The organism is Streptomyces sp. NPDC047043 (genome assembly GCF_040644055.1).
GTDB lineage: Bacteria > Actinomycetota > Actinomycetes > Streptomycetales > Streptomycetaceae > Streptomyces.
Map to the genome: position 1 here is coordinate 225724 of NZ_JBEYVO010000004.1, position 13895 is coordinate 239618.

Consider the following 13895-nt stretch of genomic DNA (forward strand, 5'->3'; position numbering starts at 1 on the left):
TCGGTCGGTGTCTAGGTGAGCGCCTCCGGCAGCGCGATGCCGAACTTGACTGCGTTCTCAGCCAGTTCCCGCCGTACCTTCGGCGCTACGGGGACGCCCTGCTGGCCCCGCTCCGCGGCCACCGTAGCGCTGCGCTCCCCCGGGTAGTACACGCCGTCGGCGCCCTCCGCCACCGGCAGGCCCTTGAGGGTGCTCAGTGTGGTGTCGACGTCCGCCGTGAAGGCGTCCGTGCTGCCGAAGGCGGCCGGGTCCACGGCGATGAGCAGGGCGTTCTGCCGGTGTTTGCGGCCTGCGGGGTCGTCGGAGTGGAAGGACGTGAAGATCGGTGCGCCGACGAGGACGCTGGTCAGCAGCTCGAAGGCCAGGGACATGCCGGAGCCCTTGGCGCCGCCCAGCGGCAGCGGCATGACCGCCTGCTCCGGGTCGGTGGTGGGGGTGCCGTCCTCGGTCGCGGCCGCGCCCTCGGGCAGCGGGGTACCGCTCGCCCTGGCCTGGCGGATCTTGCCGAGGGCGACGGTGGCGGTGGCCATGTCGAGGAGCAGCGCTGCGTGGTCGCGGGCCGGTACGGCGATCGCGAGGGGGCTGGTGGCGACGGCGGCGCCCTTGACGCCGGTGTAGCCCATGTTGGGCATACCGGCCACGAAACCGATACCGATCAGGCCCTGCTCGGCGATCTTCGAGACGTAGTAGCCGATCGCACCGGTGTGCACGGTACGGCGTACGCCGACGGAGGCGATGCCGGTCTCCCGGGCGCGCCGGGCGGCCTCGTCCGCGGCCGCGCTCAGCGCCACCGGACCGGGCGCACGGTCGGCGTCGAGGACTGCGGCCGCGGGAGTCGTCGACTCGACTTTCATGTCGGGCTCGGTGTTGGCAACACCCTTGGCGAGCAGCTCCAGATAGGCGGGCACGCGGGCGATCCCGTGGGAGTCGACACCGCGCAGGGCGGCCCAGACGAAGACGTCGGCGGTGGTACGGGCGTGCTCGGCGCTCAGGCCGGCCCTTTCCAGGAGCGTGGCGGAGAAGGTGCGCAGGTCCTCGGCGGGCACCAGGACCTTGGCAGGCGGGTTGGGCATGGGTGTCTCCTGGGTCATCGGGTGACGAGAACGTCGACGACGGCGGTGGTGCCCCCGGCCACGGCCTTGAGGGCGCGCTCCAGCGCGGGTGCGAGGGAGTCCGTGGTGTCGACGGTCTCCGTGTGCATGCCGAACGGCTCGGCGAATGCGGCCAGTCGGGGCAGTCGGTGGAGGTCCGTGCCCAGCCACTCCCCCGTCTCGGCGGCCGCGCCGTCCGGGTAGAAGCGGCGGTGGTTGAGGTTCATCGACTTGTAGACGCGGTTGTTGAACACCACGATCAGCAAAGGGAGTTCGTACGCCTTGGAGGCGTCGTACGACGGGATGACCGGGTTGTAGGCGAACGCCCCGTCCCCGATCGTGAGCACCACCGGCCGCTCCTGCGCGGCGAGTTTGACGCCGAGCGCGACCGCGATGCCCTGGCCGAGGCCGCCTTGCACGTAGAAGTACGAGTCGGGGGCGGTTGTTTGGATGTGTCGCTTGACGACGCGGCTGTGCGTGATGGTCTCGTCGACGACGATGCCGTCCTCGCCGTCGAGCAGCTTGCGCAGGGTCGCCGCGACGAGCACCGGGTCGATGCCCTCCGACTCGACCGCCTTCGCCTCGGCCTTGGCGATCGCGGCCTGTTCGCCGGCGTGCCGCTCCTCCTGGGCCGTACGGCGGGCACCCACCAACGGCGCGTCGAGATCCTTCGCGCGCTTGGTCAGCTGCCGCAGGGTGTTGGCGACGTTGCCCTCCAAGTACCGGTCGGCGAACAGCACTTGGTAGACCACATGCGGGCGCTGCGGCACCTCGTCGATCACCACGACCTTCGCCTTGGCAGGCCGGCGCGACGGCGGGTAGAAGGGTGCCCGGCAGTTCACCAGCAGGATCAGGTCCGCCTCGTCCATCCACGGGCCGATGTCGCCGCCGGCGTGCAGCGGATGCGTGCGCGGGAAGTTGCCGCACACCGCCGAATCGGGCTCGACGACCGGGATGTGCCAGGCCTCGGCGAAGGCGACCAGGGCCTCGAAGCCGCCCGGCTCCCGGCCCGCCGTCTCCGTGACGATCACGGGGTTGGCGGACTCGCGGATCAACTGGGCGACGGTGTCGACCTCTTCGGGCGAGCTGTGCGTGGAGCCCGGTACGACGACGGGCTTGGCCTCGCGGCCGTCCCAGTCCTCCAGGAGGATCTCCAGCGGGATGTTCAGGTACGCCGGTCCGGCCGGCGCCCGCCAGGCCAGCTCGGCGGCCCGCGTGATCATCGTGGGCAGGGCGTGCACACTCGCGGCCTCGGTGGACCACTTGGTGAACGGCTGGGCGACGCCGTGCGGGCCGCCCACGACGGAGAGGTTGCGGTACCACTGGCCGCCCGGGTCCTGGCCGGGGCCGTCGCCGTACGTGGTCGACTCCGAGGAGCCGACCACCATCGGGACGCCCGCGAGGAGCGCGCCGTGCACGGCCATGGAGCCCTGCAGGAGGCCGGGGGCCGCGTGCAGGAGGACGCCCTGGGGGCGGCGCTTGACGAGGCCGTACCCCGTGGCCATGCCCACCGCGACGGTCTCGTGGGTCAGGTCCAGGTACTCGGGGCAGGGCAGTCCGTCCCGGTGGCGCCGGGCCAGGGACTCCCACACCGGGGCCCACTCGGACCCCGACGAGCAGAAGATGTAGTCGGCGCCGACGGCGTTGAAGGCGGTGACGAGAGCGTCGCCGCCGTCGGCGCCCGGGGAGTTGGTCGTGTCGGTCATCTCTCGCGCTTCCTCAGCCCTCGATCGGCCAGTTCAGGACCTCGGAGATACCGCGGCCCATGATCCATTCGAGCTCTTCGGGGCTGAAGTCCCAGTGCTTGGTGAACTGTTCGATGGTGTCGGTGTAGGTGATGCCGTGACCGAGCAGCCGTGTGATGTCGGTGCCGTAGAAGCAGCGCTGCGGTCCCAGCTTGTCGACCATCTCGCGCACGTACTTCTGGATGTTGTTGTTGGGGAAGGGCTGGGTGGAGTAGCCCGGCAGCGCGGAGACCTTGACGTAGATGTTGGGGTGGACGGCCAGGTCGGCGGTCTCCTGCACCCAGTAGCCGATCGCGTCGTCGACGCAGCGGGCCATGATGCCCATGTGGTCGATGATGATCTTCAGCTCGGGGTGCTTCTCGGCGATCTCGCCGAGCTCCCGCTTCCAGATGGGCGCGTGGACCATCGTGGGGATGCCGAGCTCCTCGGCGATCGGCCAGTACCAGTCGTTGGTGCCGTCGATCATCCAGTTGCGGTCGATCGGCCGGTGGAAGGTCAGGCGCGTGCCCTTCACATACGGGTTCTGCGCGAAGTCCGTCAGCATGGCCTTGCCCTCTTCGGGCTTGTTCTGCGGGATGCGGGCCATGATGCCGAAGCGGTCGGGGTGCGCCTCGCAGGCCTCCAGGGCGTAGTCGATGCGGTCGCCCTCCCAGGACGGCGGAAGGATCAGCGCCCGGTTGACGCCGGCCTCGTCCATCAGCTCGAGGGCCTCCTCGTAGGAGAAGGGGTCCTCGCGGTGTCCGTTGAGGCGGATGCGCTCCCGCGCGCCGGGGACCCAGGGGCGGTCCGGGGTCTCTTCCTTCCAGATGTGGATCTGGGTGTCGACGACGAACATGTCTTCAACTCTTTCTGCCGAGCGGGGTGGTGGGATGGTGCGGAGGGAACGCTAGGCGGGACGTGAGGCCTTGCCGAGCCCTGGGAATGCAAGCTGTTGTTGCGCGAAATACCGCTGCACGCTGGGCATTTACCGTTTGCGTGACGTGTCGTCGAAGACCGCGTCGACGATGTGTTCGGCGATCGCCATGGAGGCCGTAGCGGCCGGTGAAGGCGCATTGCGTACGGCGGTGATCCGGCCGGACTGGTGGATGCGGAAGTCGTCGACGAGGGTGCCGTCGCGGTCCAGGGCCTGGGCGCGGACGCCTGCTCCGCCGCGTACGACGTCCTTGGCGCCGACGCCTGGGACGTACAGCTTCGCGTCCTTCATGAAGGCCGCCTTGGACAGCGAGCCGCGGTATTCCTTGAAGCCGGTGCGCCAGTGCTGGGCGGCCATCTTCCAGGAGCCCGGGTAGGCGGCGAGTCCGGCGAGGTCCCTGACCGAGACGCTGCTGAGCTTGTAGCCCTCCCTCGCCAGGGCGAGTACGGCGTTCGGTCCGACCTCGACCGAACCGTCGACCCGCGGGGTGAAGTGCACACCGAGGAAGGGGTAGCGCGGATCGGGCACCGGGTACAGCAGGCCCCGTACGAGATGCGTGCGGTCCGGTTTGAGGAGCATGTACTCGCCCCGGAAGGGGACGATGCGTGGCTCCTGTTCGTCCTGGGCGAGCCTGGCCACGGAGTCCGAGTGGAGGCCCGCGCAGAGGATCAGCCGGTCGACGCGGACACGTTCCTGGCCGGAGGCGACCTCGATGCCGCCGGGCACACGAGTGATGGACGTGACCGGGAACGCAAGCCTGACCTCGCCTCCCGAGTCCTCGATGTCCTTCGCGAACTCCCTTGCCATCGCCGGGTAGTCGGTGATCGCCGTGCGCGGGGAGTACAGGGCCGCGATGCCGCCCGCGTGCGGTTCGATCTCGCGGATCTCCTCCTTGGAGACCTTGCGGAGATCGGGCACGTGGTTGTTCCTGGCCCGCTCGTAGAGGTTCTCCATCCGGCCCGGTTCGTCCGGGCGTACGGCCACCACGAGCTTGCCGATCTCCTTGTACGGCAGCGCGCGCTCCTGGCAGTACTCGCGGAGCAGGGACACGCCCCGTACGCACAGGTCGGCCTTGAGGCTGCCGGGTGCGTAGTAGATCCCGGCGTGTACGACACCGGAGTTGTGTCCGGTCTGGTGGACGGCGACCTCGTGCTCCTTCTCCAGCACCAGGACGCGGGTGCCGGGGCGACGCAGGGCGATCTCGCGGGCCGTGGCCAGGCCCACGATGCCGGCCCCGACGACGCCGATCGTCTCGTCAGCCATGGGTCCGCTCCGCAGCACCGATGTTGACGGCCACCGTCTTGACGCGGGTGGAGAAGCGGAGCACCTCGTCGCCCTGCTCCTTGTACGCCGTGCCGGAGTCGCGGAAGCCGCCGAAGGGAAGGTGGACGTCCCAGCCGGTGGTGGTCGTGTTGACGGCGACCTGACCGCACTCGACCTCGTCGGCGAAGCGGTACGCGTTGCCCAGGTCGCGAGTGAACACCGCTGCCGCCAGGCCGAATCGGGAGTCGTTGACGGCCTCGACGGCCGCTGCGAAGTCGGCGACCGCGCGGACGGCGAGGACGGGCCCGAAGACCTCCTCGCGCCAGATCGCCGTTTCGGGGGTGACGTCGGCGAGAACGGTGGGCCGAACGTAGCAGCCGTGTGCGCGCTCGCCCTCGGTGTCGGCCCGGCCGCCGGTGAGGACGGTGGCGCCTTCCGCGACGGCCCTCTTGAGGTCGGCGAGGACCGAGTCGCGCTGCTTCGGGCTGGACAGCGGGCACAGGGTGGTCGCCGGATCGCTGCCCGGGCCGACCTGCAGCGCCTCGACCTCGGCGACCAGCAGGCGGGTGAACTCCTCGTACACCGGCCACTCGACGACGACCCGGCTGGTGGCCGTGCACCGCTGCCCCGCCTGACCGAACGACGCCGCCACCACGGCCCTGGCGGCGGCCGGGAGATCGGCGTCCCGGAGGACCACCGAGGCGTTCTTGCCGCCGAGTTCGCCCTGGAAGCGGACGTTGCGGTCGGCGAGGCGGCGGCGGATGCGGTTGCCGACGGCGTTGGAACCGGTGAAGGTGATGCCGACGATGCGCGGGTCGTCGAGCAGGGCCTGCTCGATCTCTGCCGTACGGCCCGTGACGACGTTGAGCACACCGGCCGGCAGGCCCGCGTCGTGCAGGGCGCGGGCCAGGTGCAGCCCGGAGAGCGGGGTTTCGGTGGCCGGCTTGAACACCGCCGCGTTGCCCGCGGCGAGCAGCGGGGCGAGCTTGCGGGCCGGGGTGATCAGCGGGTCGTTCCAGGGGCTGATCACCAGGATCACGCCGATGGGCTCGCGCTGGGTGTGCGTACGGTGGTTGGGGCGTACGTCGTGCAGGAGGGTGCCGTAGCCCTGGCGGGCGAGGCCGGCGTAGTACTCCAGGAAGTCGGCCGCCTTGAGGGTCTCGCCGGTCGCCTCGGCGAGGGTCTTGCCGTTCTCGGCGGTGACGTCGGCGGCGACCTCGTCGACCCGTTCGCGGATCAGCCGGGCCGCGTCGGTGAAGATCCGGGCCCGCTCGAAGGGGCTGGTGCGCCTCCAGACGGCGAAGCCGCGCTCGGCGTGGTCGTAGGCCCGGGTGACGTCCTTGGCGGCGAGGGCGGGGATGCGGGCGATCGGGGCGCGGACGTCGGCCGGGTCGTGCACGTCGATCCAGTCGCCGGTCGTCATCCACTCCCCGCCGGAGAGGGTTTCCAGAGTACGCATGCGGTTCACGACACCTCACTGGGCAATGGTGGGACCAGCCCCGGGGCGGCAGACATTGGTTGCGCTCTGTGCGAGCCGCTGATCAGGGGATTCGTGCTGGAATCGGCAGGTCGGACCTGCACGAGGAGGAAACTGATGACCTATGCAGTCGTCGCCCACTACCGCTGCGCCGCTGCCGACGAGGGAGAGGTGCGGGACGCGTTGTTGAAGGCGCGGTCGGCTACCCGTAACGAGCCGGCGAACCTTGGGTACGAGGTGCATTCCGTGGTGGATGAGCCCGGGGGGTTCCTTTTGTACGAGCGGTACGTCGATCGGGCCGGGTTCGAGGCCCACAAGGCCGCCGAGCACTTCAAGGAGGTCATCGTGGAGACGGTGTGGCCGCTGCTGATCGAGCGCACGGTGACATTCGCTGAAGTGCTTTAGCGTCTGCCGGGCCTGTGTTCGTTCAGGGGCGCGGGTTGTGTGTGGTTGATCGCGCTCACGCGGCGGTAGCCGCATCTCGATACAGCCCCGCGCCCCTCAGGGAGGCTTCAGAACTCGTTGCCCCAGCAGTACCGGGCGATTGTCTCGACCAGTACGAGCTTGTTGCGCTGCTGCTCTGCGGTCAGCAGCGGTCGGCTCACCACGTCCGCGAAGCCCCGCGACGGTGATACGGCGCCGTCCTCCAGGTCCTTGAACTCGCCCACCGCGTCGATCCGTTCCATCACCGTGTCGATGTCCTCCAGCTCGGGCACCGTCGCATCGACCACGCCCAGGCAGAAGTCGCGGTCCTCGGGCAGCGACTTGACCAGGGTGAGTTCGGCCGGGGTGCCCTGGTCGAAGGGGAGGATCCAGCGGTCGGCGGGGACGGTGCCGTAGAGCTGCTCGGCGCGGGACCCGTCCACCGCCGTCGGTGCGACCCAGCCGGGGGCGACGCCGATCCGTACGCCCTCGGGGCGCTCGTCCAGCCGTACGGCCAGCGCGTCGACGGCGAGTGCGTCCTCGAAGGACAGTGCGCCCGGGTCGGTCGGGTCGGTGCCCAACTGGCCCAGCAGGAGCGGGTTGTTGAGCTGGATCAGGCGTACGCCCTTGGATACCAGCAGTTCGATCTCGGCCTGGATGATCTCCGCGAGGGCCTCGCCCAGTTCGCGGGCGGAGGAGACGCCGAGATCGGGCTGGAACGTCGTGGCGGCGAGGTAGGCCGGTGAGGGCAGTGACACCTTCGGTGCGATGATCGTCAGCGCGGCGAGCCGCTCCGCCCAGTCCGCGAGCAGTGGGCCGTTGGCCTTGGGCAGCGATTCGGCGACCCAGCGCACCAAGCCGTAGGGGTCCGCCTCGTCCGTACGGCGGAATCCTGACACTCCGTCAATGACCGCACTGCGGAAGTCCTCACGCGGGAAGTCGCCGTCGGTCACGACGGTGGAGCGCAGCCTGCGCTGGAAGGCCACCGCGTCCTTGACCGCCTGTTCCACGCCGACCGCGGCGAGTTCGGCCGGGCGGACCAGGCTGCCGTGATGGTCGATGCGGTAGTTGAACGTGTCCGCCATGGCTCACGCGTCCTTTCCGGAGGTTCCGGCCGGTCCGCCCGCGACACCCCATGCGGCGAACTCCAGCTCGTAGCCCAGGGCTTGGAGGACCTCCTCGGCTATCTGCTGGTCCTCCTCCGCGGTGCCGCCGGCGATGCCGAGGCCGCCGATGATCTCGCCGTCCTTCTTGATGGTGACGCTGCCCTCGGTGGCCATGATCGGCAGGGCGGCGCCCGGGAGCTGGGAGAGCTGGGAGAAGAAGACCGGCTGGCTCTCCTGCCATTTCTTCAGCATCTTGCCGGGGCGCTGCATGATCGCCGCGGTGTAGGCCTTGGCGCGGGCGATGTCCGGGGTGAGCGGGCGCGCGCCGTCGGGGCGGCGGATGGCGACGGGGAAGCCGCCGGCGTCCACGACCGCGACGCTCACCGCCTTGCCGATCGCCTGGGCGCGCTTGTGGGCGGCGTCGATGATCTCCTCGGCGGCGTCCAGGGTGAGGCTGGTCATGCTGCTTCCTTCGGTGCGGGGATCATGCGGCTTCCTTGGGGGCGGTGAGGGTGCGGCGCAGGTGGGCGACGGCCGCGTTGTACTTGTCCGGCGCCTCCCAGTACATGGAGTGCGGGGCGTCCGGGACGATCTCCAGGTGGGAGCCGGGCAGGAGTTCGTGGGCGCGGGTGACGGTCTTCACGCCGAGCACCGCGTCCTTCTCGCCGGCGAGGAAGGCGACCCGGATGCCCGAGGCCTGGATCTCCTCCAGGGAGGGCCCGTTGGTGTCGAGGTTGCGCAGGTCCTGCATCCTGGCGACGTTGAAGGTGCCCATCTGCTGGAAGAGGAAAGTCAGATCGGCGCGCTCCTGCTGGAAGGGCTTGGTGAGCAGCCGGTCGATGACGGGCAGCTTGACGGCCTCGGCGCGGTCGGCGGCGGCCAGTTCCCTGAGCTCGGGGTGGCTGATGCCGCCGAGGGAGTGGCCGAGGACGACGGAGGGGACGCGCTCGGGGCGCAGGAGTCCGGCGCGCAGGGCGGCGACGGAGCCGATGGACTGGCCGACCAGCATGGCGTCGGTCAGGTCCTCCTGGTCCAGGACGGCGACGACATCGCCGGGGAAGTCCTGACCGTCGAACTCCTCCATCGACGAGTCGGACTTGCCGAAGCCGCGCAGGTCCACGGTGACGATCGTGAACTCCTCGCGCAGTGCGGCCACTTGCTGCCACCAGGCGGCGTGGTGGCCGCCGCTGCCGTGCACGAACAGGATCGCCGGACCGCTGCCGTGGCGCTCGTAGTAGATGGCGGTGCCGTCGGAGTCGGCAATGGGCATGAGGATGAACTCCCGTACGTGCAGGATCAGTTGGGGCGACGGCCGTGGAAGACGAGCTCGATCATGGTGTGGTCGGGGTCGTGGATGTAGCAGAACTTGGACTGGTTCTCCGGGCGTTCGATCGGGCGGGTGTGCCGGATGCCCAACTGCCGCAGGTGGGCGAGGAAGTCGTCCCAGTCGTCGACCTCGACGGCGAAGTGGTAGGGCGCCATGCGCTCCATCTCCTCGACCGGGGTGAAGTGGAGGTCGAAGTTGCCGCGGGTCATCAGCACCACCCGGGTGTTGGACCTGGGCATGATGCGCTTCATCCCGAAGACCTTGGAGTACCACTCGGCGGTGCGGTCGGGGTCGGTGGTGGGGAAGTTGACGTGGTGGATGTAGCGGGGTTCCCTGCTCATGACGGTTTCCCTTGTGTCCCTTCGAGTTGTACGGGGTTGGACAGCACACCGATGCCGCTGATCTCGACGTCCACGGTGTCCCCCGGTTCGAGTTGGCAGGTGGACTCGGCGCCCATCCACAGCACGTCGCCGGGGTGCACGGTGAGGTGCTTCGTCATCTCGACGAGGTGGTCGAAGGGGTCGAACACCATGTCGCCGGTGGCGAATCGGGCCTGCACCTCGCCGTTGACCCGCAAGGTGGTCGTCTGCGCGAGGGCGTCGACGTCCGTCTCGATCCACGGCCCCATCGGCTTGAACGTGTCGCTGTTCTTGCTGCGCCAGAACGTGCGGTCCTGGTGCTGCCAGGTGCGGGCGCTGACGTCGTTGCCGATGGTCCAGCCGAAGACGGACTTGCGTGCTTGTTCGTACGTGGCGTGCCGCAGCGTACGGCCGATGACGGCGACGAGTTCGGGCTCGGCCTCGAAGCGGCCCTCGACCTCGGCGGGTTTGACGATCGGCGAACGGTGGCCGGTGAGCGCGTTGTTGGCCCGGTAGCCGATCTCGGGGCGCCCGGGAGTCGGGACGCCGGCGTGCGCGATGTGCCGCGGGTAGTTCATGCCGACGGCGTAGAAGACGGGCGGCACAACAGGGGGCAGCCATACGGCAGTTGAGCGTGGCACCGCCCCGATCACCGTCGGCTCGCCCTCGATCGGCGACTCGGACAGCAGCTCGACGTCCGACTCCCCCACCCGGCCCCACACCGCCCGGCCGTCCACCGAGACCCGCGCGTACCTCATGGCACCAGCAGGTGGGAGACGCGCTTGGTGACCAGGTAGGCGTCCAGTGCCTCCGGCCCGCCCTCCCTGCCGTAGCCGCTCTCCTTCACCCCACCGGAGGGTGCCTCGTGGACCGAGCCTCCGCAGTGGTTGATGGAGAGGATCCCGGCTTCCAGTTCGCCGGACAGTCGCTCGGCGGTCGCGGCGGACCTGGTGAAGCCGTACGCGGCGAGGCCGTACGGCAGTTCGTTCGCCGTCCGGAGCGCCTCGTCGAGGTCGGTGAACGGCACGATCGGGGCGATCGGGCCGAACGGTTCCTCGTGCATCAGGCCCGCGTCCGCCGGTACGTCGGTGAGGACGGTCGGAGCGAAGAAGTAGCCGGGGCGGTCGAGCTGTTCGCCCCCGGTGAGCACCTTGGCCCCGCGGCCCACGGCATCGGCGGTCAGCCGGACCATCGCCTGCAGCCGGCGCTCGTTGGCGAGCGGCCCCATGGTGGTGCCCTCGGCCAGACCGTCGCCGACGACCACGGACTCGGCGGCCTTCACGAACTCGGCGGTGAAGTCCTCGACCAGGCTCTGGTGGACCAGGAAGCGACTCGGCGAGGTGCAGACCTGCCCGGCGTTGACGAACTTCGCCTGGGCGGCGCGGCGGGCGGCCGTGGCGGGGTCGGCGTCCTCGCACACGATCACCGGGGCGTGGCCGCCCAGTTCCATGAGCGACGGCTTCATGACCTTGCCGGCCTCGGCGGCGAGCAGCTTGCCGACGGGGACCGAGCCGGTGAAGGCGACCAGGCGGACGACCGGGGAGGGGATCAAGTGGGCGGACACCTCGGCCGGTTCACCGAAGACGAGGTTGAGGACGCCGGCCGGCAGGCCCGCGTCCGCGAAGCAGGCGACCAGGGCCGCAGCCGTCGCCGGGGTCTCCTCGGAGGCCTTGACGACGATCGAGCAGCCGGCCGTCAGCGCGGAGGAGATCTTCCGCATCGGGCCGCCCGCGGGGAAGTTCCAGGGCACGAAGGCGGCGACGGGGCCGACCGGTTCGCGGCGCACCGACAGCAGGGTGCCGGGGGCCGACGGGATGATACGGCCGTACGCGCGACGGGCGTCCTCGATGTGCCAGCGCAGGGTGTCGGCGACCCGGCGGGCCTCGCCGGTGGCCTCCGCGAGGGGCTTGCCCTGCTCCCGGGTCATGATCCGGCCCACCTCGGCGGCACGCTCGGTGAGCAGGTCGGCGGCGGTGTGCAGGATGGCGGTGCGCCGGGCGACGGACGTGTCGCGCCAGGTCCTGAAGCCCTTGTCGGCGGCCTCCAGGGCGCGGTCGAGATCGGCGGCGGTCGCCAGCGGTACTTCTCCGATCACCTCCTCGGTGGCCGGGTTGACGATCGGGGCGGTACGTCCGGTGCCGCCCTGGCACCACTCGCCCGCTATGTACATGCGGACGGCGGGGTGGCCGTGGTCGGTGGTCATGGGTGAGTGCCCTCTCAGGGTCGGGACCGGGCAGGCGCGTCCTGGTCGCGGTTGGTGCGCAGGGCCCAGATGTGGTGCGGCGGGGTGGTCTCGTGGACGCGGGTCTCGTAGCTGTCGTCGACCCGGTCCATGTCGGCGGCGTACTCGACGCGGCCGCCGCACGGGGCATGGAGGAAGCGGAAGACGTTGGAGCCGATGCTGTGGCGACCGAGCCGGCGGGCCTCCCGCCAGCCGTGGTCGATCATGTGGTTGCCGCCCTCGATCACGTCGTCGAAACCGGGGACCTCGTAGGCGATGTGGTTGACGCCGGCCTTGTCAGGGCGGTGGCACAGCAGCATGGTGTGCTGGTCCTCGTCGCCCGGGGCCTGCATGAACACGCCCATGGGCTCGACGATGTCGGTCGGGCGGAAGCCGAGGAGGTCGGTGTAGAAGGCGACCGCCTCGTCCTTGCCTGGCTTGGGGATGTTCAGGGCCACGTGGCACATACGGAGCGGGCGGACCCGCTCGATGGGGTCGAGTGCGGTGTTCCAGCGGGTGACGTTCCCGAGGACGTTGGCCGGCCGGGGTGTGACGGGGGCCGGCTTCGGGCGGGCCAGGGTGAGGCCGACGCCGAAGCCGGTCTCGTCGACGGTGTGGTGGACTCCGTCGGCGCTCTCGCGGATCTCGCGGTCCTTGGCCACGGCGGTCACCAGGCGCTGCAGCTCCTCGGGGGTGTCGACGCCCCACACGACCTCGCGCAGGGTGGGGCCGGGCTCCACCGGGGGCGGCAGCAGGCCGGGCAGGGTGTCCAGGTGGAGGGTCTGCCCGGTGAGCGTCTCGAAGACGGCGTGCTCGTCGGTCCGCTCCACCGGGAACAGCCCGAAGTCGTCGAAGAAACGGGCGCATTCGTCGAGGTCGTCGATGCCGTAGGTGACCGATTCGATCCTCTGGATTCCCATGGATTCCTCTTTTCGCGGGTCGCCTGCGAGCGTAGATTTCCGCAGGCCGAAGGCTCAATGGCGCGGTCCCCGCGGAATACGCAATCGTTTCTTGCGCCTACTGCCCGATCGCCGGGATGGGGTTGCGCGAGAACCACTCCGTCAGGAAGTCCAGGAACACGCTGATCTTGCGCGGGGTGGCCTGCCCGGGGCCGTAGATCGCGTACAGCGGGCGGTCGGGCACCGCCAGGTCGGGCAGCAGGACCTGCAGCGCTCCGGAGACGAGGTCGTCGTATGCCGGGCGCTGCGGCAGCAACGCGATGCCGCGTCCGTGCACGGCCGCCTTCTGCAGGGCGATGTAGGAGTTCGACGAGAAGGCGATGTTGCGGATCTTGTGCAGGGTCGACGCATGGCCGTGGCCGATGCGCCAGACCGGGTCGTTGACGTGCACCAGGCAGTCGTGCCGGACCAGGCCGTTGGGCTCGTCGAGCGGGCCCTCGCGGTCCAGGTACTCCTTCGACGCGCACAGGACGAACGGCAGCGAGGCGATCTTCTTGAGCCGGACGCTGGAGTCCCTGAGGTCGCGGGTGTGGAAGGCGATGTCGAATCCGCTGTCCAGGAAATCGTAGGTACGGTCGGACATTCCGCCGAGTTCGAAACGGACCTGGATTTTGGGATGGGCCGCGGAAAAGGCGGCAATGGCGTCACCGAGATCGAGGCTGCCTATCCATTTCGGACAGATGATGCTGAGCGTTCCCTCGGCGCGGTCATGCAGGTGCGCTATGCCTGCGTCCTCCGCTTCGATCTCCTCCAGAATGCGTGCGGCGAATTCCGCGTACCGCTGGCCGGGTTCCGTGAGACTCACCGAGCGGGCCGTGCGGTTGACCAGTCGTACGCCCACCTGCCGCTCCAGCTCCGCCACGTGCCGTGACACCAGCGAGCCCGACGAGCCCAGCTTCTTTGCGGCTCCGCTGAAGCTGCCCACCTGCGCGACGGTGACGAAGCTGTGCATCAGGAGCAAGCGATCCATGTTTTTCCTCCGGGCCCTCCCACTCACAGCTTTGTGAGCGA

At 69.8% G+C, this 13895-nt stretch carries 14 protein-coding genes; 1 reads left to right on the forward strand and 13 read right to left on the reverse strand.

Features of this window, described 5'->3' with window-relative positions; genetic code table 11:
- Positions 1 to 11 precede the first annotated feature (11 nt).
- From ABZ880_RS08185 to ABZ880_RS08205, 5 genes are all read right to left on the reverse strand, one after another.
- Positions 12 to 1073, reverse strand: a complete 1062-nt coding sequence (locus ABZ880_RS08185; protein ID WP_361258761.1) for an Ldh family oxidoreductase — start codon at positions 1071 to 1073, stop codon at positions 12 to 14.
- 14 nt (positions 1074 to 1087) lie between these two features.
- The gene (locus ABZ880_RS08190) at positions 1088 to 2797 is read right to left on the reverse strand and encodes a thiamine pyrophosphate-dependent enzyme (RefSeq protein WP_361258764.1); all 1710 of its coding nucleotides are present in this window, start codon (positions 2795 to 2797) and stop codon (positions 1088 to 1090) included.
- Positions 2798 to 2810: 13 nt separating this feature from the next.
- Positions 2811 to 3671 (reverse strand): amidohydrolase family protein, encoded by an 861-nt coding sequence (locus tag ABZ880_RS08195; protein WP_361258767.1) that lies wholly within the window; start codon positions 3669 to 3671, stop codon positions 2811 to 2813.
- A gap of 129 nt (positions 3672 to 3800) precedes the next feature.
- Positions 3801 to 5012: an L-2-hydroxyglutarate oxidase gene (gene lhgO / locus ABZ880_RS08200; RefSeq protein WP_361258770.1), complete on the reverse strand. Its 1212-nt coding sequence runs from the start codon at positions 5010 to 5012 to the stop codon at positions 3801 to 3803.
- Positions 5005 to 6471 carry an aldehyde dehydrogenase family protein gene (locus ABZ880_RS08205; RefSeq protein ID WP_361258773.1) on the reverse strand — a complete coding sequence of 489 codons (1467 nt, stop codon included), beginning with the start codon at positions 6469 to 6471 and terminating at the stop codon, positions 5005 to 5007. Before ABZ880_RS08205 ends, lhgO begins: the two co-directional genes overlap by 8 nt.
- 135 nt (positions 6472 to 6606) lie before the next feature.
- Here ABZ880_RS08205 and ABZ880_RS08210 point away from each other — a divergent pair, with 135 nt between their 5' ends.
- Positions 6607 to 6894, forward strand: a complete 288-nt coding sequence (locus ABZ880_RS08210) for a putative quinol monooxygenase (RefSeq protein WP_361258775.1) — start codon at positions 6607 to 6609, stop codon at positions 6892 to 6894.
- Between the two features lie 107 nt (positions 6895 to 7001).
- Here the strand turns inward: ABZ880_RS08210 and ABZ880_RS08215 are convergent, their stop codons facing one another.
- The 8 genes from ABZ880_RS08215 to ABZ880_RS08250 all read right to left on the reverse strand — a co-directional run bounded on the left by ABZ880_RS08215 (position 7002) and on the right by ABZ880_RS08250 (position 13854).
- Positions 7002 to 7997 carry a methionine synthase II (cobalamin-independent)-like protein gene (locus tag ABZ880_RS08215; protein WP_361258778.1) on the reverse strand — a complete coding sequence of 332 codons (996 nt, stop codon included), beginning with the start codon at positions 7995 to 7997 and terminating at the stop codon, positions 7002 to 7004.
- A 3-nt stretch (positions 7998 to 8000) separates the two neighbouring features.
- The gene (locus tag ABZ880_RS08220; RefSeq protein WP_361258781.1) at positions 8001 to 8480 is read right to left on the reverse strand and encodes a heme-binding protein; all 480 of its coding nucleotides are present in this window, start codon (positions 8478 to 8480) and stop codon (positions 8001 to 8003) included.
- Positions 8481 to 8502: 22 nt separating this feature from the next.
- On the reverse strand, positions 8503 to 9288 hold the full coding sequence (locus ABZ880_RS08225; protein WP_361258784.1) for an alpha/beta hydrolase: 786 nt from the start codon (positions 9286 to 9288) through the stop codon (positions 8503 to 8505).
- 26 nt (positions 9289 to 9314) lie between these two features.
- A complete protein-coding gene (locus tag ABZ880_RS08230) occupies positions 9315 to 9686 on the reverse strand; it encodes a VOC family protein (protein WP_361258787.1) in 372 nt (123 codons plus the stop codon).
- Positions 9683 to 10462 carry a fumarylacetoacetate hydrolase family protein gene (locus tag ABZ880_RS08235; protein ID WP_361258790.1) on the reverse strand — a complete coding sequence of 260 codons (780 nt, stop codon included), beginning with the start codon at positions 10460 to 10462 and terminating at the stop codon, positions 9683 to 9685. Before ABZ880_RS08235 ends, ABZ880_RS08230 begins: the two co-directional genes overlap by 4 nt.
- Complete coding sequence (locus tag ABZ880_RS08240; RefSeq protein WP_361258793.1) at positions 10459 to 11907, reverse strand: NAD-dependent succinate-semialdehyde dehydrogenase; 1449 nt, start codon at positions 11905 to 11907, stop codon at positions 10459 to 10461. The genes ABZ880_RS08235 and ABZ880_RS08240 overlap by 4 nt, the downstream gene beginning before the upstream one ends.
- A 14-nt stretch (positions 11908 to 11921) precedes the next feature.
- Positions 11922 to 12845 carry a VOC family protein gene (locus ABZ880_RS08245; RefSeq protein ID WP_361258796.1) on the reverse strand — a complete coding sequence of 308 codons (924 nt, stop codon included), beginning with the start codon at positions 12843 to 12845 and terminating at the stop codon, positions 11922 to 11924.
- Positions 12846 to 12942: 97 nt separating this feature from the next.
- Positions 12943 to 13854 (reverse strand): LysR family transcriptional regulator, encoded by a 912-nt coding sequence (locus tag ABZ880_RS08250; protein WP_361258799.1) that lies wholly within the window; start codon positions 13852 to 13854, stop codon positions 12943 to 12945.
- Between the last annotated feature and the right edge of the window lie 41 nt (positions 13855 to 13895).